Annotated in this window: 30 protein-coding genes; 10 read left to right on the forward strand and 20 right to left on the reverse strand. The window is 73.0% G+C overall.

The window, feature by feature from the left end:
- Positions 1-25 precede the first annotated feature (25 nt).
- Entirely contained in the window at positions 26-1,198 is a 1,173-nt protein-coding gene (locus FHU30_RS40345) for a glycine C-acetyltransferase (RefSeq protein WP_253882989.1), read from the reverse strand.
- A gap of 8 nt (positions 1,199-1,206) precedes the next feature.
- Positions 1,207-2,244, reverse strand: a complete 1,038-nt coding sequence (tdh, locus tag FHU30_RS40350; protein ID WP_253882990.1) for an L-threonine 3-dehydrogenase — start codon at positions 2,242-2,244, stop codon at positions 1,207-1,209.
- A gap of 91 nt (positions 2,245-2,335) precedes the next feature.
- On the opposite strand from tdh, the gene FHU30_RS40355 reads away from it, so the two are divergent.
- Entirely contained in the window at positions 2,336-3,250 is a 915-nt protein-coding gene (locus FHU30_RS40355) for a LysR family transcriptional regulator (RefSeq protein WP_253882991.1), read from the forward strand.
- Positions 3,251-3,318: 68 nt separating this feature from the next.
- Here the strand turns inward: FHU30_RS40355 and FHU30_RS40360 are convergent, their stop codons facing one another.
- Positions 3,319-3,696, reverse strand: coding sequence for a winged helix-turn-helix transcriptional regulator (locus tag FHU30_RS40360; RefSeq protein WP_253882992.1), 378 nt, complete (start codon positions 3,694-3,696; stop codon positions 3,319-3,321).
- Between the two features lie 100 nt (positions 3,697-3,796).
- On the opposite strand from FHU30_RS40360, the gene FHU30_RS40365 reads away from it, so the two are divergent.
- Positions 3,797-4,630, forward strand: coding sequence for an alpha/beta fold hydrolase (locus tag FHU30_RS40365; RefSeq protein ID WP_253882993.1), 834 nt, complete (start codon positions 3,797-3,799; stop codon positions 4,628-4,630).
- Between the two features lie 19 nt (positions 4,631-4,649).
- On the opposite strand, the gene FHU30_RS40370 is transcribed toward FHU30_RS40365, so the two are convergent.
- Together FHU30_RS40370 and FHU30_RS40375 are read right to left on the reverse strand one after the other, a co-directional pair.
- Positions 4,650-4,889, reverse strand: a complete 240-nt coding sequence (locus FHU30_RS40370) for an EF-hand domain-containing protein (protein WP_253882994.1) — start codon at positions 4,887-4,889, stop codon at positions 4,650-4,652.
- A 110-nt stretch (positions 4,890-4,999) separates the two neighbouring features.
- Entirely contained in the window at positions 5,000-5,629 is a 630-nt protein-coding gene (locus FHU30_RS40375) for a TetR/AcrR family transcriptional regulator (protein ID WP_253882995.1), read from the reverse strand.
- 41 nt (positions 5,630-5,670) lie between these two features.
- On the opposite strand from FHU30_RS40375, the gene FHU30_RS40380 reads away from it, so the two are divergent.
- Both FHU30_RS40380 and FHU30_RS40385 read left to right on the forward strand, forming a co-directional pair.
- Positions 5,671-6,885 (forward strand): ABC-2 transporter permease, encoded by a 1,215-nt coding sequence (locus FHU30_RS40380; protein ID WP_253882996.1) that lies wholly within the window; start codon positions 5,671-5,673, stop codon positions 6,883-6,885.
- Between the two features lie 38 nt (positions 6,886-6,923).
- On the forward strand, positions 6,924-7,904 hold the full coding sequence (locus tag FHU30_RS40385) for a TY-Chap domain-containing protein (RefSeq protein WP_253882997.1): 981 nt from the start codon (positions 6,924-6,926) through the stop codon (positions 7,902-7,904).
- Here FHU30_RS40385 and FHU30_RS40390 read toward each other — a convergent pair whose 3' ends face one another.
- From FHU30_RS40390 to FHU30_RS40420, 7 genes are all read right to left on the reverse strand, one after another.
- Positions 7,905-8,366, reverse strand: a complete 462-nt coding sequence (locus FHU30_RS40390) for a S26 family signal peptidase (RefSeq protein ID WP_253882998.1) — start codon at positions 8,364-8,366, stop codon at positions 7,905-7,907.
- A complete protein-coding gene (locus FHU30_RS40395; RefSeq protein ID WP_253882999.1) occupies positions 8,363-10,297 on the reverse strand; it encodes an ABC transporter ATP-binding protein in 1,935 nt (644 codons plus the stop codon). The genes FHU30_RS40390 and FHU30_RS40395 overlap by 4 nt, the downstream gene beginning before the upstream one ends.
- Complete coding sequence (locus FHU30_RS47475) at positions 10,294-10,908, reverse strand: TlpA family protein disulfide reductase (protein ID WP_253883000.1); 615 nt, start codon at positions 10,906-10,908, stop codon at positions 10,294-10,296. The genes FHU30_RS40395 and FHU30_RS47475 overlap by 4 nt, the downstream gene beginning before the upstream one ends.
- Before the next feature lie 25 nt (positions 10,909-10,933).
- The gene (locus FHU30_RS40405) at positions 10,934-11,476 is read right to left on the reverse strand and encodes a MauE/DoxX family redox-associated membrane protein (protein ID WP_253883001.1); all 543 of its coding nucleotides are present in this window, start codon (positions 11,474-11,476) and stop codon (positions 10,934-10,936) included.
- Positions 11,477-11,619: 143 nt separating this feature from the next.
- Positions 11,620-11,823, reverse strand: coding sequence for a hypothetical protein (locus FHU30_RS40410; protein ID WP_253883002.1), 204 nt, complete (start codon positions 11,821-11,823; stop codon positions 11,620-11,622).
- Positions 11,824-11,943: 120 nt separating this feature from the next.
- On the reverse strand, positions 11,944-12,489 hold the full coding sequence (locus tag FHU30_RS40415) for a TlpA family protein disulfide reductase (RefSeq protein WP_253883003.1): 546 nt from the start codon (positions 12,487-12,489) through the stop codon (positions 11,944-11,946).
- Between the two features lie 213 nt (positions 12,490-12,702).
- Positions 12,703-13,593 carry a helix-turn-helix domain-containing protein gene (locus FHU30_RS40420; RefSeq protein ID WP_253883004.1) on the reverse strand — a complete coding sequence of 297 codons (891 nt, stop codon included), beginning with the start codon at positions 13,591-13,593 and terminating at the stop codon, positions 12,703-12,705.
- Between the two features lie 120 nt (positions 13,594-13,713).
- Here FHU30_RS40420 and FHU30_RS40425 point away from each other — a divergent pair, with 120 nt between their 5' ends.
- Positions 13,714-14,442: a dienelactone hydrolase family protein gene (locus tag FHU30_RS40425; RefSeq protein ID WP_253883005.1), complete on the forward strand. Its 729-nt coding sequence runs from the start codon at positions 13,714-13,716 to the stop codon at positions 14,440-14,442.
- A gap of 51 nt (positions 14,443-14,493) precedes the next feature.
- Here the strand turns inward: FHU30_RS40425 and FHU30_RS40430 are convergent, their stop codons facing one another.
- On the reverse strand, positions 14,494-15,321 hold the full coding sequence (locus FHU30_RS40430) for an NAD(P)H-binding protein (RefSeq protein ID WP_253883006.1): 828 nt from the start codon (positions 15,319-15,321) through the stop codon (positions 14,494-14,496).
- A 149-nt stretch (positions 15,322-15,470) separates the two neighbouring features.
- Here FHU30_RS40430 and FHU30_RS40435 point away from each other — a divergent pair, with 149 nt between their 5' ends.
- Positions 15,471-15,884, forward strand: a complete 414-nt coding sequence (locus tag FHU30_RS40435) for an ArsR/SmtB family transcription factor (RefSeq protein WP_253883007.1) — start codon at positions 15,471-15,473, stop codon at positions 15,882-15,884.
- 37 nt (positions 15,885-15,921) lie between these two features.
- Positions 15,922-17,001, forward strand: coding sequence for a cation diffusion facilitator family transporter (locus tag FHU30_RS40440; protein ID WP_253883008.1), 1,080 nt, complete (start codon positions 15,922-15,924; stop codon positions 16,999-17,001).
- A gap of 23 nt (positions 17,002-17,024) precedes the next feature.
- Here the strand turns inward: FHU30_RS40440 and FHU30_RS40445 are convergent, their stop codons facing one another.
- From FHU30_RS40445 to FHU30_RS40460, 4 genes are all read right to left on the reverse strand, one after another.
- A complete protein-coding gene (locus FHU30_RS40445) occupies positions 17,025-18,257 on the reverse strand; it encodes a hypothetical protein (protein ID WP_253883009.1) in 1,233 nt (410 codons plus the stop codon).
- Between the two features lie 154 nt (positions 18,258-18,411).
- Positions 18,412-19,434 (reverse strand): Ppx/GppA phosphatase family protein, encoded by a 1,023-nt coding sequence (locus FHU30_RS40450; protein WP_253883010.1) that lies wholly within the window; start codon positions 19,432-19,434, stop codon positions 18,412-18,414.
- A 35-nt stretch (positions 19,435-19,469) separates the two neighbouring features.
- Positions 19,470-19,808: an STAS domain-containing protein gene (locus FHU30_RS40455; RefSeq protein WP_253883011.1), complete on the reverse strand. Its 339-nt coding sequence runs from the start codon at positions 19,806-19,808 to the stop codon at positions 19,470-19,472.
- Positions 19,809-19,934: 126 nt separating this feature from the next.
- A complete protein-coding gene (locus tag FHU30_RS40460; protein WP_253883012.1) occupies positions 19,935-20,102 on the reverse strand; it encodes a DUF3040 domain-containing protein in 168 nt (55 codons plus the stop codon).
- A 158-nt stretch (positions 20,103-20,260) separates the two neighbouring features.
- Here FHU30_RS40460 and FHU30_RS40465 point away from each other — a divergent pair, with 158 nt between their 5' ends.
- Positions 20,261-21,214, forward strand: coding sequence for a DUF6924 domain-containing protein (locus FHU30_RS40465; RefSeq protein ID WP_253883013.1), 954 nt, complete (start codon positions 20,261-20,263; stop codon positions 21,212-21,214).
- Between the two features lie 28 nt (positions 21,215-21,242).
- Here the strand turns inward: FHU30_RS40465 and FHU30_RS40470 are convergent, their stop codons facing one another.
- Entirely contained in the window at positions 21,243-23,321 is a 2,079-nt protein-coding gene (locus tag FHU30_RS40470; protein ID WP_253883014.1) for an ATP-binding protein, read from the reverse strand.
- Positions 23,321-23,722 (reverse strand): hypothetical protein, encoded by a 402-nt coding sequence (locus FHU30_RS40475; RefSeq protein WP_253883015.1) that lies wholly within the window; start codon positions 23,720-23,722, stop codon positions 23,321-23,323. The genes FHU30_RS40470 and FHU30_RS40475 overlap by 1 nt, the downstream gene beginning before the upstream one ends.
- 405 nt (positions 23,723-24,127) lie before the next feature.
- Here FHU30_RS40475 and FHU30_RS40480 point away from each other — a divergent pair, with 405 nt between their 5' ends.
- Both FHU30_RS40480 and FHU30_RS40485 read left to right on the forward strand, forming a co-directional pair.
- On the forward strand, positions 24,128-24,388 hold the full coding sequence (locus tag FHU30_RS40480; RefSeq protein ID WP_253883016.1) for a hypothetical protein: 261 nt from the start codon (positions 24,128-24,130) through the stop codon (positions 24,386-24,388).
- 170 nt (positions 24,389-24,558) lie between these two features.
- The gene (locus tag FHU30_RS40485) at positions 24,559-25,485 is read left to right on the forward strand and encodes a LysR family transcriptional regulator (protein WP_253883017.1); all 927 of its coding nucleotides are present in this window, start codon (positions 24,559-24,561) and stop codon (positions 25,483-25,485) included.
- Position 25,486: 1 nt separating this feature from the next.
- On the opposite strand, the gene FHU30_RS40490 is transcribed toward FHU30_RS40485, so the two are convergent.
- Positions 25,487-25,873 (reverse strand): DUF6069 family protein, encoded by a 387-nt coding sequence (locus FHU30_RS40490; RefSeq protein WP_253883018.1) that lies wholly within the window; start codon positions 25,871-25,873, stop codon positions 25,487-25,489.
- Positions 25,874-26,007 lie beyond the last annotated feature (134 nt).

Raw genomic sequence — 26,007 nt, forward strand, 5'->3', positions numbered from 1 at the left:
GGGAAGGCGTTCCGGGCGGGGTGGCTCAGGCGTCGCGGACGGCCTTGAAGGCCTCCACGGCGCGGTGGACGTCCTCGGTGGAGTGCGCGGCCGACAGCTGGACGCGGATGCGGGCCTTGCCCTTCGGGACGACCGGGTAGGAGAACGCGATCACGTAGATGCCGCGCTCCAGCAGCGCCGCCGCCATCCGGGCGGCCTCGGCGGCGTCACCGATCATGACCGGGGTGATCGGGTGCTCGCCGGGCAGGATGTCGAAGCCCGCGGCGGTCATCTCGGCGCGGAACAGCGCGGTGTTGGCCGCCAGGCGCTCGCGGCGGTCGGCCGAGGCCTCCAGCAGCTCCAGCACGCGCAGGGACGCGCCGACGATGGACGGGGCGAGCGAGTTGGAGAACAGGTAGGGGCGCGAGCGCTGCCGGAGGATCTCCACGATCTCGGCGCGGCCGGAGACGTAGCCGCCGCTGGCGCCGCCGAGCGCCTTGCCGAGGGTGCCGGTGACGATGTCCACCTTGTCGGTGACGCCGAACAGCTCGGGGGTGCCGCGCCCGGTCGGGCCGGTGAAGCCGACGGCGTGCGAGTCGTCCACCATGACGAGGGCGCCGTGCTCCTCGGCGAGCGCGCAGATCTTGTCGAGCGGCGCGATGTAGCCGTCCATGGAGAACACGCCGTCGGTGACGACCAGCTTGTGCCGGGCGCCCGCGGCCTCCTTGAGGCAGCGCTCCAGGTCGGCCATGTCGCGGTTGCGGTAGCGGTACCGGGCCGCCTTGGACAGCCGGATCCCGTCGATGATGCTCGCGTGGTTCAGCTCGTCGGAGATGACCGCGTCGGCGTCGGTGAGCAGGGTCTCGAAGACCCCGCCGTTGGCGTCGAAGCAGGAGCTGTACAGGATCGTGTCGTCGGTGCCGAGGAAGGAGCTGAGCTTGGCCTCCAGCTCCTTGTGCGGCTCCTGGGTGCCGCAGATGAACCGGACCGACGCCATGCCGAAGCCCCAGTCGTCCAGCGCCCGCTTGGCGGCGGCGATGACGTCGGGGTGGTCGGCGAGGTCGAGGTAGTTGTTGGCGCAGAAGTTCACGACCCGGCCGGCGGCGACGCCGATCGCGGCGGACTGCGGGGTGGTGATGACGCGCTCGGACTTGTACAGCCCGGCCTCGCGGATCTCGGCGAGCCGGCCGCGCAGGTCGTCGCGCAGGGTGTCGTACACGGGGTCTCCTAGAGGGTCTCGCGCGTCCAGTCGATGACGACCTTGCCGCACCTGCCGGACCGGGCGGTGGCGAACGCCTCGGCGTGCTGGCCGTAGCCGAACCGGTGGGTGATCACGGGGCTGATGTCCAGGCCGCCCTGCAGCAGCACCGACATGGCGTACCAGGTCTCGTACATCTCGCGGCCGTAGATCCCGCGCAGGGTGAGCATGCGGGTGACGACGGTGGCCATGTCCACCGGGACGTCGGCCGAGGGCAGGCCCAGCACGGCGATCCGGCCGCCGGGGCTCATCGTGGCGATCATGTCCTGGAGGGCGTCCGGGCGGCCGGACATCTCCATCCCGACGTCGAAGCCCTCGGTCATGTCCAGCTCGGGCAGGACGTCGCGGATCGGCGACTCGGCGACGTTCAGCGCGACCGTGGCGCCGAGCTTGCGGGCCAGCTCCAGGCGCGGCTCGCTGACGTCGGTGACCACCACGTTGCGGGCGCCGGCGTGCGCGGCGATCGCGGCGGCCATCATGCCGATCGGGCCGGCGCCGGTGATCAGCACGTCCTCGTTCAGCACCGGGAACGCCAGCGCGGTGTGGACGGCGTTGCCGAACGGGTCGAAGATCGCGGCGACGTCCAGGTCGATCTCGTGGCGGTGCACCCACACGTTCGACTCGGGCAGCGCGACGTACTCGGCGAACGCGCCGTCGGTGTGGACGCCGAGGCCGACCGTCCGGATGCACAGGTGGCGGCGTCCGGCCATGCAGTTGCGGCAGGTGCCGCAGACCAGGTGGCCCTCGCCGCTGACGATGTCGCCGGGCTTGGTCTTGGTGACCTCCGGGCCGACGGCGGCGACCTCGCCGACGAACTCGTGCCCGAGGACCAGCGGCGGCCGGACGGCCTTGGCGGCCCAGTCGTCCCAGCCCTCGATGTGCAGGTCGGTGCCGCAGACGCCGGTGCGCAGCACGCGGATCAGGACCCGGTCGCCGGCGGCGTCCGGGACGGGCACGTCGACCAGCTCCAGGCCGGGCGCGGGGGTGGTCTTCGCCAGCGCTCTCATGGACCACACTGTGGCCTTCCGCACGCTGTGAAGTCCATCGGTATTATCCGTAGAGACTTGTGAAGAAATCCTTAAAAGGCGAGGCCGGAGCATGATCGATCCACGGAGGCTGCGGGTGCTGCGGGCCCTGGCGGAGCACGGGACGGTCACCGCGGCGGCCCGGGCGCTGTACCTGTCGCCGTCGGCGGTGTCGCAGCAGCTCGCCGCGCTGGAGTCGGAGGTCGGGCACGCGCTGCTGGAGCGGCGCGGGCGGGCCGTCCGGCTGACCGCGCCGGGGCTGGTGCTGGCCGAGCACGCGGCCGAGATCGCGATCCAGCTGGAGCGCGCCGAGGCCGACCTCGCCGCGGTGTCGGCCGGTGTGGCGGGCGAGGTGACGATCGCCGCGTTCTCCACGGCGATCACCGAGGTCGTCGCGCCGCTGGTGGCCGACTCGCCGCCCCGGGTGCGGATCAGGGTCAAGGACGCCGAGGGGCGCGCCGCGCTCGGCCTGCTGCTGGACGGCGAGGCGGACGTGACGGTAGCGGTGGCCAACCGCGACACGCTCGGCTCGGGTGAGGACTCGCTGCTCAGGGAGCCGCTCTACACCGAGCCGTTCGACGCCGTCCTTCCGCCGGGGCATCCGCTGGCGCGGGAGGACGACGCCCTCGAACTGGCGGCCCTCGCGTCCGCGCCGTGGATCACGCCGTGGCCGGGCAACCCGGTGCGGGAGGTGGTGCTGCGCGCGTGCGAGAGCGCCGGGTTCCAGCCCCGCGTCCAGTGCGTCTCGGACGACTTCCGCGCCGTCTGCGCGCTGGTCGCGGTGGGCGCGGGGGTCGCGCTGGTCCCGCGCTCGGCGCTGTCGGGGCTCGGACGGACCAAGGCGGCCGTCCGTCCGGTGCTGAACGCCCCGACGCGTCCGGTCTTCACCGCGATCAGGCGCGGCAGCCAGGACCACCCGCTCCTGAAGTTCGCCCTGGACGGCCTGCGCGCCAAGGCCCGCGCCCTCACCCCGTCCGGAGAATCCTGAGCGCCCCGTCCGCAACGCTCAGAGCCCCGTCCGGAACGCCCAGAGCGCCGACCGGAACGCCGAGAGCGTCACTCCGCCGCGTCGTGGGTGGCGTTGGCGCGGTCCACTTCGGCCATGTGCTCCTCGGCCCATGCCCGGACGACCGCGAGGGGGCCTTCGAGCGAGCGGCCGAGGTCTGTGAGCCGGTAGTGCACGCTCGGTGGGACGGTCGGCTCCACGCGGCGCGCGACCAGGCCGTCCCGGACGAGGCTGCGCAGCGTCGCGGACAGCATCTTCTGGGAGATGCCGGGCATCCGCCGGCGCAGGTCGGCGAACCGGACCTCGTCCGGGGCCGCTTCGGCGAGCACCTTCACGGTCATGGACGTCCACTTGGTGCCGATCCGGTCGAGCAGCCGCCGCGTGGGGCACGCGGGGTCGAACAGATCGCCTCTGACCTGGGAGGTCACCTCGGGCTCACCACCTGTCGCGAAAGTGCCTTCTTGGCCGCCACCAGGACGGATACCTACGGTGTCATGGTAACCAAAGGTAACCAGCGCAGGGGGATCCATGGCGGGCATCGCACTCAGGACGATCACCACCAACGGCATCGAGGCCAACATCGCCGTCGCGGGCGAGGGCCCGGCGGTGCTGCTGCTGCACGGCTTCCCGCACACCTGGCGGTTGTGGAGCCGGATCATCCCGCAGCTGGCCGCCGACCACCGCGTCATCGCGCCTGACCTGCGCGGACTGGGCGGGACGACGCGGGCGGCGTCCGGCTACGACGCCGCCAATCTCGCGCTCGACGCCGAAGGCATCCTGGACGCTCTCGACGAGCCGGCGGCGACGGTCGTCGGGATCGACGCGGGCACGCCGCCCGCGTTCATGCTGGCCATGCGGCGTCCCGAACGCGTCCGGCGGCTCGTCCTGATGGAGTCGCTCCTCGGCACGCTGCCGGGCGCCGAGGAGTTCCTCGCGGGCGGCCCGCCCTGGTGGTTCGGCTTCCACTCCGTTCCTGACCTGCCCGAAACGGTCGTGGACGGGCGGGAGGCGCCGTACATCGACTGGTTTCTCAAGGCCGGCACGCTCGGACGCGGCGTCCCCCGCGAGATCAGGGACGAGTTCGTCAGCGCGTACACCGCCCGCGAGTCGCTGCGCTGCGCGTTCTCCTACTACCGAGCGATGCCCACCAGTGCGAAGCAGATCCAGGACGCGGCGGCCGCGGCCCGCCTGACCGTGCCGACCACGGCCATCGGCGCCCACCCGGTCGGCGACGCGCTCGAACGGCAGCTCCGGCCGATCGCCGACGACCTCACCGGGCACGTCCTGGAGGACTGCGGCCACATCATCCCCCTGGACCGCCCTGACGCCCTACTCGGCATCCTCGGCGGGCGCGACGTCTGAGCGCCGTCGCCCGGGTCGGTCAGGCGGTGGAGCCGAGTTCGGGGAGGTTCTGGGCCAGCGGCACGAACTCGGCGACCGACAGGAAGCCGTCCTTGTCGGTGTCGTACTCGGCGAACAGCGCCTTCACCAGGACGGACGGGTCGGTCAGCTCGCCGTCGGGGAACAGCCCGGCGATCGCGGCGCCCACTTCGTCCACGGTGAGCCGCCCGTCCCCGTCGGTGTCGTACTGGGCGAAGACCGCTTCATACTGCTCGGACATGATTCCCTTCCACACCGGCGACAATGGCCACCGATCGTACTGCGCTCACCCGAGCGGGGGCACCTCGGTTCGGACGCGCACGCTGCGTCACGCGTCACTGCGCCACCGCCTCACTGCGCGACGGCCATGCCGAGCATCTGGCGCGTCGTCGAGTGCAGGTGGCGCCGGAAGCGCTCCACCTGAGCGGGGTTCTCCACGCCGCGCCGACCGCCGTCCGCGTCCAAAACCCCGGACGTCGCGAAGCCCTGGACCGACCAGATGATGGTCCAGAGAACGTATTCGGCATCGACGTTCGGGGCTATCTCGGCGATCCGCTGGACGGCCTTCTCCAGCGTCGGTCGGAGGAACCGGGATTCGACCTCGGTGATGTCGCGGGCGTCGGAAAGCCAGCGGTGCACCCAGAGCGCCGCCACTTCCGGGTGGGCCACGTAGAAATCGATGTAGTGGTCGAGCGATCGCAAGGAGTCGTCGCGATCGGGTGGCAAGGACTGGCATTCGTCCAGCGCCCGGCGTTCGGCGGACGCGGCCTCGTCCATGACGTCGAGGTAAAGCTCCCTTTTGCCTCCTGCTAGTCCTCTGACGGTCGCCACGTCGGTCCCGGCGGCCTCGGCGATCATCTCGGTGGTGACACCGTCGAACCCGAGGCCCGCGAACAGCCGCCGGGCGGCGTCCACGAGCCTCTGCAAGCCCTCGTCGGGGCCGGGGGCGCCCTGGCGAGGAATGTCCCGTTGATCCCACATGAGGGAAGAGCCTACGAAGCGTCCTTTAAAGGCGTTCCCAAATGCGGGTCGATCTTGCATTGGGGAACGGGGTGTCGGACGCCGCGTCCGGGCGGGAGGGTGTGGGCTCCAGCCGTGACCAGGAGCGCGCTGCGATGACCGCCCCCGACGACCCCCGCCGTCCCGACACCCCGGACCCCAGCCGGCCCGACACCCCGGACCCTCGACGGCCCGACACCCCGGGCTCCCAGCGGCCCGAGCCGCCGGTGGAGACCTTCGCCGACGAGCTGCGCGACGCGATCGCGCCCCGGACGGTCCTGCTGGTCACCGGCGTGGGGCTGCTGTGCTTGGGGTTCGTGCTGTCCTACCTCGGCGCGTTCCACAACCCGAAGCCGCACCGCATACCCGTGGACGTGGTCGCGCCGCAGCAGGTCAGCGCCCGGATCGTCGGCGGACTCAACGGCATCGACGGGCACCCGCTGCGCGCCAGGGCCATCGCCGACGAGGCCACCGGACGCGACCGGCTCACCCACGCCAAGACCGCCGCCGTCCTGATCGTCAACCCCAGTGGGAAGCAGGACCGGCTGCTGGTCGCCAGCGGCGGCGGCGCGACGGTCGTTAACGCCGTCCAGCGGATCGTGCCGTCCGCCGAGGCCACGCAGGGCCGCTCGGTCGCGGTCACCGACGCCGTCCCGCACCAGGACGGTGACGGCTCGACCGCCAGCGTCTTCTACATCGCGATCGGCTCGGTCCTCGCGGGGTACCTGCTCGCGGCCCTGCTCGGCATGGCGAAGGGCACCCGGCCCGCCACCTTCCGCCGGACGCTCTGGCGGCTGGGCGCGACGATCCCGTATTCGCTGGTCATCGGGCTGGGCGTCGCGGCCATCACGGGGCCGCTGCTCGGCGCGCTCACCGGGCACTTCGGCGCGGTGTTCGCGATCTCGGCACTGCTGACGCTCGCCGCCGCGACCGTGACGATGAGCTTCCAGATCCTGTTCGGCGTCGTCGGCATCGGCGTGACCATCCTGGTCTTCGTCATCATCGGCAACCCGAGCGCGGGCGGCGCGTACCCGTACCCGCTGCTCGCGCCGTTCTGGCGGGTCGTCGGCCGCTGGCTGCCGAACGGCGCGGGGGTGGACGCGCTGCGCCGCTGCGTCTACTTCCACGCCGCCGACATCGCGCCCCGGGTCTGGGTCATCGTCGTCTGGGCCCTCGCCGGGACGGCCCTGACCCTCGTCGCCGCCGCGACCCGCAAGCACCGCGCGTCCACGCCTTGACCGGGTGGCGGCGCCCCCGCCGCCTATGATCATCGGTCATGTCCCCCACTGATGACCAGATCCGCGAGCTCGTCCACCGGTTCGCCACGCTCGACATGACCGGCTGGGACGACGCCGCGTTCGACCGGGCCGCGGCGCACCTCGGCTGGCGACCCGCGGCGTCCGTCCCGGAGTGGCGGCGGTCGGACGAGCTGTACGACACCGGTCTCGGCACCGACCACGGGAGCTTCGCCCGGCACGGCTCCGGCAGCGAGGAGTCGCGGATCTCGGTCCGCGTGGGCGAGGGCGACGAGCTCTTCCTGCGGATGCGCGCGGCGTTGCAGCGCAGGCTGCGCAAGCCGTCGGTGATGCGCGGGCCGGGCCCGCTGCTGCGGTGGCGCGGACCCGTCCGGCTGCTGGAGCTGGAACGGATGTCGGACGCCGCGTACCTGACCGTCCGCCCCACCGAGCCCGTGGAGAACGACGAGTACCGGACGGCGAAATGGGCCGAACCCGAGGACGGGCTCGGGCTGCTCGGCTACTGGCAGGTCGTCGGACGCGGCCCCGAGCTGGAAGGCGCGTTCTTCCCCGGCGGTTACTACGCCGACGACTGGGACGAGTTCGAGGAGCGGCTGGCGAGGACGCTGGAGTCGGTCGTCGGCGACTACGGTCTCCTGGAAAAGGACGGCCACTTCACCGTGGTCGTCCACGCCCCTGGCGACCGGTTCGTCCAATGGACGACCGGTCTGGACTGGTCGCTGTACATCGAGGCCGGCAAGCCGCCCGGCCACGGTGGCGCGTGGGTGGACGCGATGACCGAGCTCGGCTGGCCGATGGCGGACTCTGCTCGCAACGAGCCGACCGTGGGCCACGAGTTCCCGGTGGTCGGCGCGGAGGAGGCCGCAACGGCGGCGCGCATGCTGGTCGGCGCGCTGAAGAGCCACGGCGTCGATTTCGAGGGCCTCTGGTACGCGCCGATCTCGGCGGACCCGGACCTGCTGGGCATCGGCCTGCCCACGCGGCCGAACGGCCGCGTCTGATCAGCTCGCGGTCCGCTCGCCGGCCGCGCGCAGGCGGGTGAGGACCACGCCGTACATCCGGTCGGACGGGCACAGGCCGTGCTGCTTGGAGTCGTCCGAGCGCTCGTGGTCGCCGCGCAGCACCAGCATGCCCGGCGGCACGCGTTCGGGCTGCTCCCCCGCCACCCAGTCCGGGACCGGGTCGCCGGGCACCGCGAGGACGCGCTTGACGTACCAGCCGCCCGCCCCGGACGGGGTGGGCGGCCCCTCCCACCCGGTGTTCCAGTCGGGCCGCTGGACGACCACGATCCGGCCGGCCCGGACGCGGCGGCGGTGCCGCAGCACCAGCAGCACGTCGCCCTGGTCCAGGGTCGGGGTCATGCTGCTGCCGTGAACCGTGACGGCGGAGAGCAGCAGGCGGGCCGCCACCAGGGCCCCGATCACCACGGCCGCCGCGGCGGCCCCGGCGAGAAGCGGACTCATTCGGCGCCCACCGGCTGGACGCCCGCCGGGGCCGGGTCGTCCTGGTAGCCCTCGGCCTGGCTGCGGAACAGCCGCGCGTACACGCCGTCCGGTGACGCCATGAGAGAGGCGTGGTCGCCGCTCTCCAGGATCCGGCCGTCCTGCACCACGACGATCCGGTCCGCGCGGCGGACGGCGCTGAGCCGGTGCGACACCAGGATGCTCGTGGAGCCCGCGCGCAGCTCCCGCAGCCGGTCATGCACGGCCGCCTCGGCCATCGCGTCCATGCCGGAGCTCGGCTCGTCCAGGATCATCAGGTCGCGGCCCTGCCGCATCAGGCCGCGCGCCAGCGCCAGGCGCTGCCACTGCCCACCGGACAGGTGGACGCCGGTCGTCCGCGCGGCCTCCTCCTCGTCCTCGTCCTCGTCGGCGTGGAAGACCCGGCTCAGCATCGTCCGGTAGCCGGCCGGGAGGCGCTCGACGGTCTCGTGCACCCCGGCGCGCTCGGCGGCGGTCCGGATCCGGTCCTGGTCGCCGATCGCCCGCAGGTCGCCGAGCCCGATGTTCTCGGCGGCGGTGAGGTCGTAGGACATGTAGTCCTGGAACACCGCGCCGATCCGCTGCCGCAGGTCGGCGACGGGGATGTCGCGGATGTCCACGCCGTCCCAGTAGATGGCGCCGCGCTGCGGGTCGTAGAACCGGCAGAGCAGCTTGACCAGCGTGCTCTTGCCCGCGCCGTTGAGCCCGACCACGGCCGTGCTGGTGCCGTGCGGGACGGTCAGGTCCAGCCCGCGCAGCACCCACGGCGCGTCGTCGCCGTAGCGGAACCACACGTCGCGCAGTTCGATGCCGCGGGCGAGCGGGGCGATCTCCCGCGGCCGCGACGGGGCGGCCAGGTCGTCCTGGCTGCCGACCACCGTCCGGTAGTGGTGGAAGACCAGGGCGGACTGGTGTCCCATGGCGATGCCCTGCACCAGCGCGCCGAGCCCGGACTGGACTCCGGCCAGCGCGCCGATGAAGACCGAGACGTCACCGATGCTGATGGACCGGGTGGCGGCGGCATGCACGGCCCAGAGCAGCCCGCCCGCCGCCAGCAGCGCACCGAGGGCGGCGAGCAGGACCTGGACGCGGACGACGCCCCGCTCGACCCGGTCCTCGGCGGCGTTGGCCGCGCGCAGCTCGGTGAGCATCCGGTCGTGCAGGAAGCCGCCCATCCCGAACAGGCGGACCTCCTTGGACGCCTGCAGATCGGTGAGCAGCATCTGGTAGAACATCTTGCGCCGCAGGATGGGACTGGTGCTCCACAGCAGCCCGGCCCGCTGCCGGCTGAGCATCAGGTGGGCGACCAGCGCGGGAACGGCCGCCACCAGCGCGACCCCGGCCATGACCGGGCTGATCGCCGTCAGCGTCCCGAGGAACCCGACGACGCCCAGCGTCCCCTGCAGCGTGGACAGCCCCATCTGGACGAGCTGGTCCGGCGCGTGCTCGGCGGACTGCTGCGCCAGCCGGAGCCGGTCGTGGAAGCGCGGCTCCTCCAGGCGCGCCAGCCCGTTCATCCCGTTGACCGCGGTGAAGAGCCGGTCCTGGGAGAGCAGGCCGATGGCGCGCCGGGCGCGTCCCTGCGCGTAGGTGGTGACGGCCGAGGTGGACGCGATCACGACGCCGAGGACGCCGATGCCCGCCGCCATCCACACCAGCGCGTCCGCCCGGGGGTGGGCCGTGGTGAGCTCGTCCAGCGCCACCTTGGTCAGCCAGGCGGTGGCGACCGGCGCGACACCCCCGGCCACCGCCATGATGAGCTGGACGGCGAGCATGCCGGGACACGCCTGCCAGGCGAGCGCATACGCCGCCGTCATCCCGCGCAGAACCGAAACACGCGGCTCACTGGCGGCGTCCGGCGGGACGTCCGGGGCAGTTGAGGCGGAGGCGGTGCCGGTTCGGTCGTCGCTCATGGCACCAGCGGACGGTCGGACTCGGCGAGTTCGGCGAGGTCGAGCGCGGCGGCGGTGGCTACGCCGTCCGGGCCGTACTGGGCGAACCCGGGGTAGAGCAGCACGCCGAAGGCGCCGCCGACGGGTGCGTCCAGGAACTCGGGCACCACGTGGTCGGCGATGTCGGCGAGCCGCGCGGCCATCTCGCTGTCGCCGGCGTCCACGCCGACGACCGTGGCGACGACCTGCCCGCCCGCGTCCCGCACCCGGCGCGCGTACTCGGCGAACGCCGGGACGCTCTCGTCGCAGCTCGCGCAGTCCAGTGACAGGAAGCCGAACAGCACGGGCCGTCCAGCCAGGTCGTCCCGGGTGAGCGTGCCGCCGGAGGCGGTCGCGGCGGTGAACTCGGGCATCCGGTGACCGGCCGCGATGCCGAGGTCCGTGGCGTGGCCGTGCAGTTCGGGGCCGTGGTCGTGGGGCGGCGACGCGCCGTGCTGGTCAGGGCCGTGCTCATGGGCGGCCGCGGCGGCGCCGACGCGGGCTCGCCAGCGGCGCATCACCGCCACGGTCAGCACGAGGTTCAGCGCGGTGACCACCGCGGCCAGAACGAGCCCTGCGACTAGGTATTCCACGGGTGTCCTTTCGGGCTCCGGCGTCTCACCGGCCGGAGTCCCCGGCCGCGACCGGGGACTGGAAGAGCGCGGCGATGTCGTCCACGAAGACGGTCAGTGTGGTGAGCAGGCCCGCACCGACCACGGCCAGCGCGATCCCCGGCACCTGGCCGGGCACGCCGTCGCCGGCGGCGAACGCCACGCCCGCGCCGAGCACCGCCGCCGCCAGCAGCAGCGCGTTGCGCGCGATGTGCCAGCCACTCATGGGCGTCTCCCCGGCGCCGAAGCACGCGCACGTCACGTCCGCTCCCCGGACCACGACCAGGGTCGGGACGGCCGTCAGCCCGCAGCAGAACAGCGCGGCGACGACGAGCCCGGCGGTGACCGTGGCGGGGACGGCCAGCAGCACGACGATGAGCAGCTCTGCGGCCGGGACGCCGAAGGCCAGCGGGCGCCGGGCCCAGGCGGGGATGAAGTCGAAGTCCTTCAGGGAGGCGGCGAAGACGCCCGGCGAGCGCAGCTTGCCCACGGCCGCCAGCGTCATCACCGCTGCCAGAGCGAGGCGGCAGGCGAGCAGTACGTACAGCACGGAGGCTCCTGGAAGAAGGGGGTGCGTGAACGCGCTGCCCCGACCGGGGGCGCGCGCGTGCGGGAGCGCCGGGGCCGGCGCGGCCGTCCTCAGCGAGGACGGCCACGCCGGCTGTCACGCGGTTGCTACGCGATCCCTGCGGATCAGCAGTAGTTGTTGCTGTAGCTGTACCAGGTGCCGCAGTGCACGGTGCAGGTGCAGCTGTAGGAACAGGTGCGGCCGAAGCAGACGCCGTTGATGAACTTGTACTGCATGTACGGGTCCGGCGGGCAGCACGCCTCGGCGGTGGCCTTGGGGAGCAGGGTCTCGACGGCGCGGGTCACGCGCCGGGTCACGCTCTGGAGCATGGTTCCTCCTTGGGGGGTGTGGGGTGAACTGGTTCCGCGCACGGGCCTGCCGCCGCCGGGTGATGGGTCGTACTCGGCGGACGGGGTCCGTGGGGCTCTGGGGGGTCGGCGCGGAAGCGCTCAGGTGGCGGCCATCTCGGTGCGCAGGGCGGCGACGCCCACGCCCGCCGAGGTCACCACGCCGCCGGTGTCGTACCAGGCGTAGGTCGGGTAGTGCTTGGCTCCGAACTGCTTCGACAGCGCGGCCGTCACGTCCTCGGCGATCACGAGGTCGAAGGCGTCCCGGAGCTGGGCGGCCAGGTCGCTCTCGGCGGCGCCGTCACCGTGGACGATCGCGAGCGAGACCCCGCCGAGGGCCCGCAGCCGCTCGGCGTGCTCGGCGAAGACCGGGACCGAGGTCACGCAGGCCTTGCAGGTGAGCGAGAAGAACCCGACCAGCGTTTCCTTCCCGAGCAGCGCCCGCTCCGTCACGGCCGTGCCGTCGAGGGCCGCGGTCGAGAAGGCCGGGATGCGGTCGATGACCCGGAGGCCGGCGCCGGTTCCGGCGGCCGGGGCGCTCCCCGCGGCCTCCAGCTCCCGCCAGCGGCGGAGCATGACCAGAAGGAGCGCCAGGTTCACCAGGCCGACCGCGCCGACCAGGACCAGGCCCACAGCAGCGAAGATCACGATAGGGGTCCTCTCCGGAGCCCCCGGCACCATCGCCGCGGGCACGCGACCATGATCACCCAAAGGTCCCGCCGTGGCAATGGATCATGACGTTTTAGTGATCAACTAACCGTTCGGGGCACCGAACCGGACGCATCGCCGCAGATCACGGCCGGTTCGTGTGCCCCGGGCGGACGTTCAGAAGCCCGTGTCCGGGCGGTGTACGGCAGGTGTTCAGCGTTCCTGGAGCGACCGTCCGGCACGGGCCGCGTCACGGTCGCTGTCAGCCCATGAGGCCAGCAGTTGGAGCGCCGCCTCGGTCGGACCGTCCGGGACGGGAGTGAGGACGACGAGGCGCTGCCGGTGCTCGCCCGAGGGCTGGAGGTTCTCGTAGGTGAAGGTCAGGACGCCGAGCGCGGGATGGCGCAGGTTCTTGGCCCCGTGCGTGCGCAGGTCGACGTCGCCGGCCGCCCAGAGCCGGGCGAACTCGGGGCTCCCCGCCGACAGCTCGCCGACCAGCCGCGCCATGCTCGGATCGCCCGGACGCCGCGCCGCCGCCACGCGCAGCTGGCCCGCGGTGGACGCGGCGACCTCGTCCCAGTCCACGTAGAACGCGCGACCGGCCGGTTCGAGGAACAGGAAGCGGGCGAGGTTGCCGCCTTCCAGCGCCCCGACGAACAGCATCCGCGCGACCGGGTTGAAGGCCAGCACGTCGAACCGGTCGTTGATGACCATGGCCGGGGCCGCCAGCAGCGCCAGCATCCGCGCCAGCTCGGGCCGCGCGCGCTCGGGCCCCGCGCGCTCGGGCCGCGCGCGCTCCGGCTCGTCCGCGGCGGTCCGCTTCGGGCGGGGGCGGCGGACCAGCGTCCGCAGGTGGTCGCGCTCGACGCCGGTCAGCCCGAGGACGCGGGCGACGGCGTCCAGCACCTCGTCGGACGGACGGGCGGCGCGGCCCTGCTCCAGCCGCTGGTAGTACTCCACGCTGATCCCCGCGAGCCGGGCCAGCTCCTCGCGCCGCAGCCCGGGGACGCGCCGCCGCGTCCCCACCGGGAGTCCGACGCTCTCGGGGCTGATCCTCGCCCGCCGGGTCTGGAGGAAGACGCCCAGGTCGTGGTGGTCGCGCATGCGCCCAGTATGTCGGGTCCGGGCGTCCCGAAACTGGCCCTGCGAGTACCCGTATCAGCGGGGGCCTGGGTACGGGGCGCGGGCCTCTCCAAGCTGTGGGGCGAGCGAAAGGAACCCGACATGTGCCACAGCAACGACAGCCGCCCGCCCGCGTCGCCCGTCGTCACCGGAGAGGTCGCCGAGCACGGCCCCCTGGAGATCACCGCCGCGGACGGCAACCGCTTCTCCGCCTACCGCGCCACCCCGTCCGTCCCGAACGGGCGGTCGCTCCTGCTGCTGCCGGACGTGCGCGGGCTGCACCCCTTCTACCGCGACCTCGCGCAGCGCTTCGCCGAAGCCGGATTCCACACGCTGGCCATGGACTACTACGGCCGGACGGCCGGCACCGGCCCGCGCGACGGCGAGTTCGACGGCCTCCCCCACCTGGACCTGCTGGACCCCGCACACGTCGAGACCGACGCCGCCGCCGCGCTGCCGGCGCTCGGCGACGCCGGCCCGGTGTACTCGCTGGGGTTCTGCCTGGGCGGCGGCTACTCCTGGCGGCTCGCGGGCGCCGGGCTCGGCCTGGCCGGGGCGGTCGGCTTCTACGGCTCGCCGGTCTTCGTCGGCGACCGCACCGCCGACATCACCGCCCCGGTCCTGATGCTCCTGGCCGGGGACGACGTGGCGACGCCGCAGAAGGACTTCGACGCCTTCGCCGCCATCCTGGAGGCCGCGGGGAAGGACGTCCGGATGCACGTCTACGACGGAGCCCCGCACAGCTTCTTCGACCGCGAGCACGCCGAGTGGCAGGACGCCTGCGCGGACGCCTGGCGCCGCGTCCTCGACTTCACCGCCGCCACCGCCTGAGCGACCGCTTCACCGGACCCGCCGGCCGTGCCCAGGCGGCGCGCCTGCCGGTCAGCGGAAGGCGTCGGCGTGGGCGGCGGCCCACTGCTCGAAGGTGCGGGGCGGACGGCCGGTGACCTGGGCGACGTCCGGGACGACCGTGGACTCGTCCAGCGTGCCGTCCACGTAGAAGCGGAAGAACGCGTCGACGTACTCGGACGGCATCGCGCCGGTCATCTCGGCGCGGGTCTCCTCGTCCGAGAGGCCGACGCAGCGCAGGTCCCGTCCCAGCACCTCGGCCAGCACCGCGATCTGGTCGGCCGGGCGGAGCGCCTGGGGACCGGTGAGTTCGTAGATCCTTCCTTCATGGCCCGTGCCGGTGAGCGCCCGCGCGGCGACCGCGCCGATGTCGGCCGGGTCGACGCACGCGGCGGCCACGTCCGGGAACTGCGCGCGGACGGTGTCGCCTTCGCGCAGTTGCGGCAGCCAGCGCAGCGCGTTGGACATGAACGCGTGCGGGCGCAGGAACGTCCAGGACAGCTCGGAGCCGCGCAGGGCCCGTTCGGACAAGGTCATGTAGCGCGAGACCGCGTTGTCCATGTCCTCCAGCGCGGCCGAGGCGCCGGACAGCAGCACGACATGCCGGACCCCCGCCTCGCGGGCACGGGCGAGCAGGCCGGGCATGTCCGGGTAGCCCGACATGAGGAACATGCCCTGGACGCCGACGAGGGCCTCGGCCAGGGTCGCGTGGTCGTTGAGGTCCCCGACGGCGGTCTCGGCGCCGCCGGGGACGCGCGCGTCCGCCTTCCGGACGAGGGCCCGCACCGGCGCGTCCGCGCCGAGCAGCGCGCGGACCACCTCGCCTCCGGCGTTGCCTGTCGCGCCTGTGACCAGGAACATCGGTCCTCCAAAGATCGGGGACGCCGGGCCGCTCAGGCTAGGCGCCGCGGATGCGATCGTCGATCCCGATCATGGTCGTTCCGCTCCGGCGCGGGGGCGATACCGGGAAAACGGGTGCGGTCCGGCGGCGTCCGGTATCGTCGTGTCATATGAGCAGTGGTTCAGATGCGCAGGTGGTCGGGCTCGACGGCTGCGCGGTCCGGGTGGTGGACGCCGAGCGCGTCGCGGTCGTGTGCGAGTCGATGCCCGCCGCGCAGGACGTGGCGGAGCTGGCGGACGTGTTCGGGCTGCTCGCCGACCCGGGCCGGCTGAAGGTGCTGGTCGCCCTGCTGGAGGGCGAGATGTGCGTGTGCGACCTGGCCGCGGTGGCCGGGGCGAGCGAGTCGGCGGTCTCGCACCACCTGCGGCTGCTGCGCGCCCACCGGGTGGTGCAGGCGCGCCGGTCCGGGCGGATGGCCTACTACCGGCTCGCCGACGCGCACGTCCGGATGCTGCTGGACGTCGCGCTCACCCACATCGGCCACGCGCCCGCCACCGCCCACCCCGAGCACGACCGGACCTGACGGCCCGGAGACCCACCCCCGATCCGCGCGGAGAAGCATGAGCACCGATCACCGGCACGACGGCCGGCCCGGCACCGACCGGCACGACGACCACGACCACGACGGGCAGGGGCACGACGACGGGCACGGGCACGACGAGCGCGGTGGCGGGCACGGGCACGGCCATGGGCACGGGCACGGGGTCAGCGCGGACGCCGACACCCGCTGGCTGTCGGGCGCGCTGGTCCTGATCACGGTGTTCATGGCCGGCGAGGTCGTCGTCGGCGTCCTGGCGGGGTCGCTGGCGCTGATCTCCGACGCCGCGCACATGCTCACCGACGCCGCCTCGATCGTCCTCGCGCTGGTGGCGATGCGGCTGGCCGCCAAGCCCCCGGCGGGCGGCTACACCTACGGGCTCAAGCGGGCCGAGATCCTGTCCGCGCAGGCCAACGGGCTGACGCTGCTGCTGCTCTCGGTGTGGCTGGGCTACGAGGCGGTGCACCGGCTGCTCGCGCCGCCGGAGGTCACCGGCGGGCTGGTGCTGGGCACCGCGCTGGTCGGCGTGGTGATCAACCTCGGCGCGACCTGGATGATCTCCAGGGCGAACCGGTCGAGCCTGAACGTCGAGGGCGCCTTCCAGCACATCCTCACCGACCTGTACGCGTTCATCGCCACGGCGGTCGCGGGCGCGGTGATGGTGTTCACCGGGTTCGCCCGCGCGGACGCGATCGCCTCGCTGATCGTGGTCGCGCTGATGCTCAAGGCCGGGTACGGGCTCGTCCGCGAGTCCGGGCGGATCTTCCTGGAGGCCGCGCCCGCCGGGATCTCCCCCGCGCGGGTCGGGCGGACGCTGGCCGCGCGCCCGCACGTCGCCGAGGTGCACGACCTGCACATCTGGCAGATCACCTCGGGGATGTCCGCGGCGTCCGCGCACGTGCTGGTCAGCGCGGGCGAGGACTGCCACGCCGTGCGCGGCGACCTGGAGAAGGTGCTGGCCGCCGACTTCGGCATCAGCCACACCACCCTCCAGGTCGACCACGCGCCCGATCCGCTGCTGCAGATCAGCGGGCCCGAGTCGCACTGCGACGACCCGCACGGCCCGGTGCACCGCCCGGACCCGCCCGCGTCCGGTAACTGAGCGCCCGGCGGACGCCTCGTCCGTCAGCCCTGGTGCTCGCCGTCGGGGTCGCAGTACTGGATCTCGGTGGTGCGGGAGAAGTTGCCGACGATCAGGCGGCGGACGAACTCGCCGCCGCCGGGCACCTCGTCCGCGTCCACCTCGTAGGTGAACTGCTGGCCGGGCCGCAGCCGCCGGTGGTTGATCGTCACCGCCGACCGGACGACGTAGACCGCGCCCCACGGGCAGCAGTAGTAGCTGCCGAGCACCGCGCCCTTGGCGTCCCTGGCGTAGTCGATCGCGCCCTGCGCCTTGGCGGCGTCGATCTGCGCCTGGATGCGCAGGGTCGCCTCGGGCGCCGGGTCGAACTCCCACAGCTCCTTGATCGACTGCTGCGCCCGCGGGTCCCGGCGCCACTTGGTGCGCTCGCGCGGTGAGGTCAGGCACCACGGGTCGAACGCGGGCGTCCCGGGCGCGGCGAGCTTCCCGGCGCCGGTGCCGAGCTCGCCGGTCTGGTACCGGGCGATCAGGGACGGCATCCCGATCAGCTGGCCGAGGTGGTAGTAGATCTCCAGCGCGCGCTGGAGCCGCTGCTCGATCGCCTCGTGCAGCGCGGCGTCCGGGGTGGCCTCCAGCAGGCCCTCGGCGTAGTCGGACGCGGTGGCGGCCTCGGCCGCCAGCTGCCGCAGCCGCTGCAGGTCCGCCTCGTGCGGATGGGTGTCCTGGACGGTCTGCTCGAACACCCCGAACGCGACCTCGGCATGCTGCCGGATCGCGCGGGCCGCGGCGAGCATGCCGTGCAGGTGCGGCAGCGGGCACGGGTCGGCCTCGGCCCATTCGGGCAGGTCGGCGGGCAGCCGGACGGCGTCGGCGACGTTGTAGGCCTTGTTGCCCGCAGCCTGCCGGGCCCGGGACGTCCAGATCTCGACCTGGTCGAAGCACGCCGTGACCTGGGTGTGCGTCACCGGCGGCACGTACCCGGCGGTACGGGGGTCGGCGGCGTAGTCGGCGTCCAGCAGGTGCTCGCCGATCGACTGGAGCACGAACGCGTTCCACGAGCACAGCAGCTGCCCGGCGACACCCGGATCGACGTGCCACAGGTTCGTGCCGTCCGCGGCGAGCTTGCGGCGCAGCTCCTCGGCGTTCTGCACCTCCGCGTAGGCGACCCCGCCCGCACGACGGAACGACTCCAGCGTGTCCGCGCGCACCTCACCCTTGAGCTTGGCCGCCATCCTGACCAGAAGCGTGGGCGTGCCGGTACCGCTGTCCGATCCCATCGGGTCTCCTCCGTCGTTCGCCGTGTGGTGTCGCAGCTTAGACAAAGGTGATCACCGACGCGTTTCATCTGTTCCTGACGGCCGGAGACGGTCGTCCGTAAAGCCCGCTCCCCCGGCCCGGCCGGGCGTTCCCGCCTCCCGCCCCCGCCGCCGGTCAGGCGCCGAGCAGCCGCGCCGGCGCGTCGAGCTCCGGCGCTTCGAGCGGCTGGACGAGCCGGTCGATGTCGTACCGGAGGCCGAGCGTCGCGCTCACCTGCTGGAGCCGTCGCAGCGCGATCCCCTCGCGGACGGCCCACGGGCACAGCTCCAGCCGCTTGACGTCGAACGCGGTCATGAACGCCTCGGCGACCATCGCACCGGCGAGGATCTGCTCGGCGCGGGATGCGGACACGCCCTTCAGCCGGGCCCGCTCGCCCGCCGGGAGCTTCGCCAGCCGGGGGATCCGCTTGCGCAGCCGCTTGCGCTTCAGCACTCGGCGCCCCTGGCGGTCGCGCCCGCCGGTGAGCTTGGCGAGCTGCTTGAACGTCTTGGACGTGGCGACCGCGCGCAGCTCGAACCGCGGTCCGGCGATCTCGTCCAGGGGCAGTTCCGGACGGACCTTCTCGTCGAACACCGTCCGGATGTGCTCGGCGAGCCGCTCGACCCGCTCCGGCTCGGGCGGGTCGCCGGACAGGTGCTCGCGGGTGAGGCGCCCGGCGCCCAGGGGCACCGACACCTCCACGGCGGACTCGGTCCCGTCGCCCGCGGCGATCTCCAGCGATCCGCCGCCGATGTCGGCGAGCAGGAGCGGCCCGGCTGAACGTCCGAACCAGGCGCGGGCCGCAAGGAAGGTGAGCCGGGCCTCGTCCCGTCCGGGCAGGGAGTCCAGCCGGATCCCGGTGCGGTCGGCGACGCGGCGGGCGATCGCGTCGTCGCCGTCCGCCTCGCGGATCGCCGAGGTCGCGAACGCGATCATCTCGGCGGCGCCGTGCTCCAGCGCGATCCTGTGCGCGGTGCCGACGGACCGCACCAGGCGCTCCACCGCCGCGGCGTCGATCCGCCCGCCGGGCCCGGTCCGCTCGGCCAGCCGCGTCGGGTGCTTGGCGGACGCGACGTCCCGGATCGTCCCGTCGGGCTCCAGGTCAGCGATCTGCAGGTGGGCCGAATTCGAACCGACGTCCAGAACCGCAATGCGCATGCCCTGGCTTTGCCCGCATTTTAGAAGGGCATTCCTTAAAGCGGCGGCAGGGCTTCGTCCAGGGTCTTGCGGATGTCGAAACGTCCGACGAGGCCGGTGATGGTGAATACGCCTTCGACCTGCGGCCGCGGCGCGACCAGCGTGAAACGGGCGCCGTTCTCCAGGGCGCGCTTGTGGCCGTCGATGAGCGCGGCCAGACCCGACGAGTCGATGAAGGCCAGCTCGTCGAGGTCGACGATGACGTGGTCGCTGCTCTCGAACGCCTCGCGGAACTCGTCCGACAGGCGCTCGGCGCCCGCGAGGTCGAGCTCGCCGCGCAGTGTGACGACGACGCACGAACGGCGCGGGCGGACGCTCACTTCCAGAGGCTGCATTGCCCCACCACCCATTTCCAGGAGGGCGGCTACTCGGGCACCCTCACGCGGATTCGGTTGCCGTTATGGGCCCTTTCCCGGCCTCGGGCGGTAAACCCCCGGCCGGGCAAATCCGCGACGGCCCGCTCACGGACGGTGCCGCCACGCCTTCCGCGGCAGCTCGCGCGGCGGCGGCCCCTCCTCGCGGACGAGTCTCTCGAACAACGCGAACCTCGCGACCAGATCGGGATTCTCCCGCGTCACCCGGCTCGTGATCTCCGCCAGTACCTGCTCGTCATGGCGCGAGGTGCTCACCGCTGTTCCTCCTTCGCACGTGTGTGCATGCCGTATGCCCGCGAACGGCCCTTCCATGCCGGATCGCCTACCAGGACCCGCGTGCGGCCCGCCGCGATGTCCGACCCGGACGGCACCATGCGCCGGTAACGTCCCGAGCGTCCGTCCGGAGGAGAGTCATGGCGTTTCCCGAGCTCCCCCAGCCCGCACCCGGCGAGCCGCAGCTGCTCTGCACCTCCTACGACCGGGGCAAAGCCCAGTGGGGCGGCCTGCTCAGAGAGGTCGGCGGGCGACGCGAAGGTGATCTGCTCGTCCTCGCGGACGGCCGGGTGCGGCTCCGGCTGGTCGAGAGCACGTCCTGGGATTCCCTGGACGGCGGGAACGTCCCGGCGATCGTTCCCGAGGGCGGCCCGGTGCCGCCCGTCGCCGTCCTTGCGGACGGCGCTGTTGCCTACGGCGGGGACGGGCCGCTGCTGGTGGACCTGGCGGCGATCCCGGGACGCGGCGTCCGGGTGCCGTCGGAGCGGCTCGGCGAGATCCTGGCCGACGTACTGGACGGCACGCTCACCTTCGACGACCTGGTGCGCGGCATGGACGTCCGCGGGATGTACCAGGGAGGCGACGCGGAGCCGGAGTTCACCACGCCCACCGGCCCGCCTCCGCGCACCGGCTTCCCCGCCCTCCCGGCCTCCGACATGGCGCTGCTGGTTCGCGCCTGCTTCGACGACGAGGACGGCTGGCAGGCCCTGCTCGCCGAACTGGGCGGCGTGGACGAGGACGGCTGGGTCGGGTCGGACCTGGACGTCGACCAGATCGACCCGGACCGCTTCCCGCTGACCGCGCTGGTCGTCGACGACCGGGCGTTCGAGGACCTCCAGCCGGGCCAGGTTCCGGCGCTCGTCCCGCCGGAGGAGCACACCACGATGGTCATGCTCGCCGACGCGCGGACCTTCGGCCAGGACGGCGACCGGACGCTGACCGTCGTCGACCTTCACGACACTCCCGGGCAGATCGCCGTCCTGCCGTGGGCTGAGGTCGGGTCCATGGCGTGCAACCTGGAGATCGCCAACATGGACTTCCACGAGTTCGTCGCGGAGAAGGACGTCCGACCCTGGTGGCTGGACGGGCAATGAGGCCGTCGCGGGCGGGGTGGCTGCCGGGTCACCTCGTCCAGATGTTGATGACGCCGTTGCTTCCGCCGTCGGTGGGGACGTTGAGGTAGCCGTCGTAGCTCTCGCCCGCCGGCGGCTGGAGGAAGTCGATCTGGATGGAGCAGCCGTCGCCGGCGTGCAGGACGGCCGGGCAGTCGATCTCGGTGATGTGGTAGAGGCCCGTCCGGGGGCCGGACTTGTCGCCCTGCCTGTCGATGAACGCCGAGGCGGGCCTGCCGGGCAGGCAGACGGGCCAGGTGAACGTCACCGTGCCGTTGCCGTGGTGGCCGGGGTTCGGACCGCCGAAGTAGCGCTGCCTGGTGTCGATCCAGAAATCGGATCCGCTCTCGCCGCCGTGCCAGCAGCTCGGGCTCGGCGGCGGCAGCACCGGGCGGGACGAGGACGGTGGCGTCGTCGGCGGGCGGTTCGAGGTGGGCGGACGGGAGTTCCCTGTCGTCGGACCTGTGGTCTGCCCGGACGTCGGCGGCGACGAGTTGGGGTCGCCCGGATCGCTGGTGTCGGACGGCCCGGATGTCGGACGCGGGGACGTGCCGTCGATGGGCGTCGGAGGACCGATCGCGCCCGGCCTGGACGGCCCGGACGATCCGGGCCCGGCGTTCGCGTAGCCGATCGCACCGATGACCCCCGCGACGACCACCGCGATGGCGGCGGTGATGACGGCGGGCGAGCCGAGGCAGCCGCCGGCCTTCGCCGGGGGCTTGGCCGCCGGAACGTGCTGTGCCGCGGGAACGTGCTGCCCGGCCAGGAACGCGCCGCCGACGAGCGCACCGATCGCGGCGCCTTTGGCGAGGGCCTTGAGCCGCGACTTCTCCTCGCGGTCGAAGTACTCCTCGTCCTCGGTGGCCTGCGTCGCGCGGGCGGCTTGCTTGCCGAGTGCGAGGACGCGTTGCCAGGCGCCCCAGTGCAGCGTCCGGCACAGGGCGGGCGCGGCGGTTCTGGCCAGAATCCGGGCGGGAGCCGCGTGTCCTGAAGCGAGCGCGGATTCAAGGACGGCGACGATGAGCGGCGCGGCTTCGGCGATCCGCCGTGCCGGGGCGGCGGACGCCCAGGACGTGAGCGGTTCCGCGAGGTCCGCGGGGTTCGGGTCGGCGTTCTCGGCCACCAGGCGGGCCGCGGGCAGGGCCGCGCGGTAGCCGTCCGCGTCGGGCAGGGCCAGTCCGGCGCTCTCCAGTTTCGGCAGCGCCTCGGACGATCCGGACAACGCCTCGACAAGCTCCCGATCCAGGGCGAGCGGCGCGACCGCGCGCAGCAGGTTCAGCGTCCGGTGCGCGCGGTCGCCGAGGCCGGAGGCGAGGGCGCGCGCGAGGGCCTCCTGATCGTCCAGGCCCGTTTCACCGGCGCGGATCGCCCGGGCCGCCTGGATCATCGCCAGCGGATGGCCGTCCACGACCTCGGCGAAGCGCTGCGCCAACTCGGTCTCGCGGTCGTCGAGGTCTCGGTCGAGCTCCCGCCGGACGAGCCGCAGCGCCTCCGAGCCGTCCAGTCCGGTGAGGGCGAGCGACCGGCCGCTCCCCCACACGCGGCGCTCGGTCCCCGAGATGACCAGGCCGACCGACGGGGCCGCGTCGAGCAGGACGTCGAGGTCTTCGGCCGTCCCGTCGAAGTCGTCCACGACGACCAGGGCGCGGATCTTGCCCATCAGGCGCCGCAGCCGCGGCGGCTCCGGCTTGTAGTCCTCGACGTCGTAGCAGGCCTGGAACAGTTCCTGGACGAGGTCGCCGACCGGCATGCCCGCCGCCGCGAGGTGGACGACGTCCTCACCCGCGCGGCGGCGCCGCGCGGCCAGCGCCCGGAGCAGGGCCGACTTGCCGGCGCCGGCCGGGCCGACGACCTCGACGGGGAGGTCGTCCTCAAGCCACGCCTCGATCCGCGCCAGTTCCGGTTCGCGGCCGATCGGCGCGGGCCCTTCGCGCGGCGGCACGGGGCTCTTGGGACGGCGGCGGGGGCGCGGGGCGGGCGGCGGCCGGTCGCGCGGCTCGACCCGCGAGCCGTCGCGGCCGACGATGACGTTGTTGTCGCCGACGACCAGCGTCCCGCTGAGGTCGCCGCCGATGTCGATCCCGGCCATCAGCCGGTGAACCGCCGGTGGAACTCCGCGGCCACGTCGTCGCCCGCCGTCGTGACGACCCGGGTGACCAGGGGGCTCACCACGAGCCGGCCCACGGCCTCCGCGAGGCCGGGCATCCTGCGCCGGAACCAGCCCTGGACGTGCTCCATCGTGGCGAGGTCGGGCTCCTCGGCGGTGATCGCCTCCTCCAGCTCGTCGAGCTTGCCCAGGGCGGCGCCGCCGTCCTCGCCTGTCACCCGTCCGCGCAGTTCGGCGAACAGCTCGGAGAGGCGGGCCAGTTCGGCCTCGGTGACCGGTTCGCCGTTCCCGCCCGAGACGGTGTTGCGATCGCCGACGACCACCTGCCCGGACAGATCCCCGCCGACCCGGATGCTGACCTTCTTTCCGGAACTACTCGTCATGACTCCGGCCCCGTCCCGTGCGTGTTGGACGAATTCTCGCCCGCGCGCACCAAGATCGGACCGGTCCTCCGCCGCGCTGGCCGTTTCCGGCCTCCGCCGCCCCCGCAGGGCCGACCGGGCGGGCGTTGCCGCCGCCGCTACGGCCAAAACCGTCACCACCGCCACCTTTCCGAATAATTCACCGCAAATCACCCTTCCGGGGTGGCGCCTATCGACGGGAATGCGCGTTTGCTTCCGCGCCACATCGCGCTTCGATCACTTTATGGTCATGACACTTCCCGGCCTTTCCCAAGGCCGCTGAAAACCTTGCCGGGAAGGGGATCGACGCCGAAATAGTCGCTTTTGGGTCCGCTATCTTCGTGCTGTGTTCCAAGGCTTGTCCGTGGATCTCCAGAGAGGAAGAACATGCTCAAGCGACTGGCCGCTGGCGGCCTTCTGTCCTGCACGGCCGCGGGCGTGGTGCTGAGCGCCGCGCCGGCCATGGCCGACGACGGCCCGCAGAACATCCAGATCATCGGCATCCAGACCTGCCGCAGCCTGGACATCGCCGGCATCGGCGCCGCCATCCACAACATCCTGGGTGTCGAGGACGAGCACGGCGACTGCGTCAACGGATCCACCGAGGGCCACGTGAAGCACCACCGCCACCTCCCGCCGACCCGGTGACGCACGCCCGGCAGAAGTAATCGCGAAACGGAGACCCGAAGCCCGCGCGCCAGCCGGGCTTCGGGTCTCTTTGCCGTCCCGGCCGGGCCTCTGAGGTTGTCAGGCCGGGGCGGGCGTGCGAGTTTTTCGCGGGCGGGTGATGTGCCTGCGGGAGACGAGCGGAGTGGTGCATGGACCTGGATCTCGGGGCGGTGCGGACGCTGCTGGCGGTCGTCGACGACGGGCAGTTCACCGTGGCGGCGGCGCGGCTCGGGATGACGCAGCAGGCGGTGTCCAAGCGGATCGCGCGGCTGGAGAGCGAGCTGGGCGTCCCGCTGCTGGTGCGGTCGCGGACCGGGGTGGCGCCGACCGAGGCGGGCGCGGCGTTCCTGCCGCAGGCGCGCGCGCTGGTCGGGCTCGCCGACCAGGCCGTCGCGGCGCTGCGCGCGGACCGGCGGCCGCTGCGCGTGGACGCGCTGGCCAAGGCGTCGGCGCCGATCGAGATCGTCCGGGACTTCTACGAGACCGCCGAGGTCGAGCTGGACGTCGTCGTGTCGCGCGGGACCGTCCCGCGGGAGCGGGCGCTCGCGGACGGCTCGATCGACGCGGCGTTCGGGCGGGTCACCGGGCCGCTCCCGCCGGGGATCATGCGCGTTCCGGCCTGCCTGGAGCCGATCCCGGTCATGGTCGGGAGGCGGCACGCGCTGGCCCGGCGGAAGCGGGTGGCGCTGAAGGAACTCGATGGGCTCACGGCCTGGATGCCCGGCAACGCCCGCGACAGCGAATGGTCGGAGTTCTACCGGTTCCTCAGCGACGAGGTCGGCGTCCTCATCGACACGTCCGGGCCGGTCTTCGGCGCCGACCACCTGATGGAGCGGGTCGCGGGCTCGGCCGAGCTCATCACCTTCGCGAACCAGACGCAGTTCCCGGGCTACCCGGACGTCGTGCAGATCGACGTCACCGACCCGGCGCCGGCGTACCCGTGGTCCCTCATGTGGCACGAGGACAACCGGCATCCGTCGCTGCCGCTGCTGATCGACCACGTGAGGGACCACTACCGCCCGTCCGGAACCGAGGGGTTCTGGATCCCCGGGCCCGACCGCCCGCTCTTCCCCTGACTCAGCGGCGGCGGTCCAGGCCGAGCCCCAGGACGAGCGTGACGCCGACGGTGAAGTGCAGCAGCATCAGGATCAGCGCGGTGGCCGTCCCCGCGCCCGAGTTGGTCGGTCCGGCAAGGGAGACGCCCAGGACGACCATCGCGGTGATCGCCCAGACCCGGTTCCCCCTGGCCGTCCGGCGGCGCAGGACGGCCAGCAGCCCCCACGCGGCGAGGCCCGCGAGCAGGCTCGCCAGGACGACCGCCACCGCGCCCACGTCGCGGGTGCCGCCGCCCATGCGGACGGTCAGGTCGTGCCCGGCGACCGGCACCGCGATGATCCAGATGGCGAGGGCGGAGGCCGACGCTCCGGCGATGGTCAGGACGGGTTGCTTGAGTGAAGTGTTCACGCCGCGCAGCCTGGCGCGCGGCGGGCCGCGGCCGCATCGGGCGGACGGTCGCGCCCTGCCGTTCCTCGGTGCCGGACGTCTCCGACTTTGGTAGGTGACGGGCCGTCCTGCCTGCGGGTTAACGTGTGGCGCGT

Source organism: Actinomadura rupiterrae (genome assembly GCF_024172125.1).
GTDB classification, from domain to species: Bacteria; Actinomycetota; Actinomycetes; order Streptosporangiales; family Streptosporangiaceae; genus Spirillospora; species Spirillospora rupiterrae.

Excerpts from the sequence above, each read along its gene's own strand:
- FHU30_RS40485 (WP_253883017.1), top strand. The coding sequence starts at position 24,559 with ATGGACCTGGATCTCGGGGCGGTGCGGACGCTGCTGGCGGTCGTCGAC.
- FHU30_RS40445 (WP_253883009.1), bottom strand. The coding sequence starts at position 18,257 with ATGGGATCGGACAGCGGTACCGGCACGCCCACGCTTCTGGTCAGGATG.
- FHU30_RS40370 (WP_253882994.1), bottom strand. The coding sequence starts at position 4,889 with ATGTCCGAGCAGTATGAAGCGGTCTTCGCCCAGTACGACACCGACGGG.
- FHU30_RS40455 (WP_253883011.1), bottom strand. The coding sequence starts at position 19,808 with ATGCAGCCTCTGGAAGTGAGCGTCCGCCCGCGCCGTTCGTGCGTCGTC.
- FHU30_RS40365 (WP_253882993.1), top strand. The coding sequence starts at position 3,797 with ATGGCGGGCATCGCACTCAGGACGATCACCACCAACGGCATCGAGGCC.
- FHU30_RS40395 (WP_253882999.1), bottom strand. The coding sequence starts at position 10,297 with ATGAGCGACGACCGAACCGGCACCGCCTCCGCCTCAACTGCCCCGGAC.
- tdh (WP_253882990.1), bottom strand. The coding sequence starts at position 2,244 with ATGAGAGCGCTGGCGAAGACCACCCCCGCGCCCGGCCTGGAGCTGGTC.
- FHU30_RS40410 (WP_253883002.1), bottom strand. The coding sequence starts at position 11,823 with ATGCTCCAGAGCGTGACCCGGCGCGTGACCCGCGCCGTCGAGACCCTG.
- FHU30_RS40440 (WP_253883008.1), top strand. The coding sequence starts at position 15,922 with ATGAGCACCGATCACCGGCACGACGGCCGGCCCGGCACCGACCGGCAC.
- FHU30_RS40450 (WP_253883010.1), bottom strand. The coding sequence starts at position 19,434 with ATGCGCATTGCGGTTCTGGACGTCGGTTCGAATTCGGCCCACCTGCAG.
- FHU30_RS40385 (WP_253882997.1), top strand. The coding sequence starts at position 6,924 with ATGTCCCCCACTGATGACCAGATCCGCGAGCTCGTCCACCGGTTCGCC.
- FHU30_RS40425 (WP_253883005.1), top strand. The coding sequence starts at position 13,714 with ATGTGCCACAGCAACGACAGCCGCCCGCCCGCGTCGCCCGTCGTCACC.
- FHU30_RS40430 (WP_253883006.1), bottom strand. The coding sequence starts at position 15,321 with ATGTTCCTGGTCACAGGCGCGACAGGCAACGCCGGAGGCGAGGTGGTC.
- FHU30_RS40380 (WP_253882996.1), top strand. The coding sequence starts at position 5,671 with ATGCGGGTCGATCTTGCATTGGGGAACGGGGTGTCGGACGCCGCGTCC.
- FHU30_RS40475 (WP_253883015.1), bottom strand. The coding sequence starts at position 23,722 with ATGACGAGTAGTTCCGGAAAGAAGGTCAGCATCCGGGTCGGCGGGGAT.
- FHU30_RS40375 (WP_253882995.1), bottom strand. The coding sequence starts at position 5,629 with ATGTGGGATCAACGGGACATTCCTCGCCAGGGCGCCCCCGGCCCCGAC.
- FHU30_RS40390 (WP_253882998.1), bottom strand. The coding sequence starts at position 8,366 with ATGAGTCCGCTTCTCGCCGGGGCCGCCGCGGCGGCCGTGGTGATCGGG.
- FHU30_RS40420 (WP_253883004.1), bottom strand. The coding sequence starts at position 13,593 with ATGCGCGACCACCACGACCTGGGCGTCTTCCTCCAGACCCGGCGGGCG.
- FHU30_RS40355 (WP_253882991.1), top strand. The coding sequence starts at position 2,336 with ATGATCGATCCACGGAGGCTGCGGGTGCTGCGGGCCCTGGCGGAGCAC.
- FHU30_RS40435 (WP_253883007.1), top strand. The coding sequence starts at position 15,471 with ATGAGCAGTGGTTCAGATGCGCAGGTGGTCGGGCTCGACGGCTGCGCG.
- FHU30_RS40480 (WP_253883016.1), top strand. The coding sequence starts at position 24,128 with ATGCTCAAGCGACTGGCCGCTGGCGGCCTTCTGTCCTGCACGGCCGCG.
- FHU30_RS40470 (WP_253883014.1), bottom strand. The coding sequence starts at position 23,321 with ATGGCCGGGATCGACATCGGCGGCGACCTCAGCGGGACGCTGGTCGTC.
- FHU30_RS40465 (WP_253883013.1), top strand. The coding sequence starts at position 20,261 with ATGGCGTTTCCCGAGCTCCCCCAGCCCGCACCCGGCGAGCCGCAGCTG.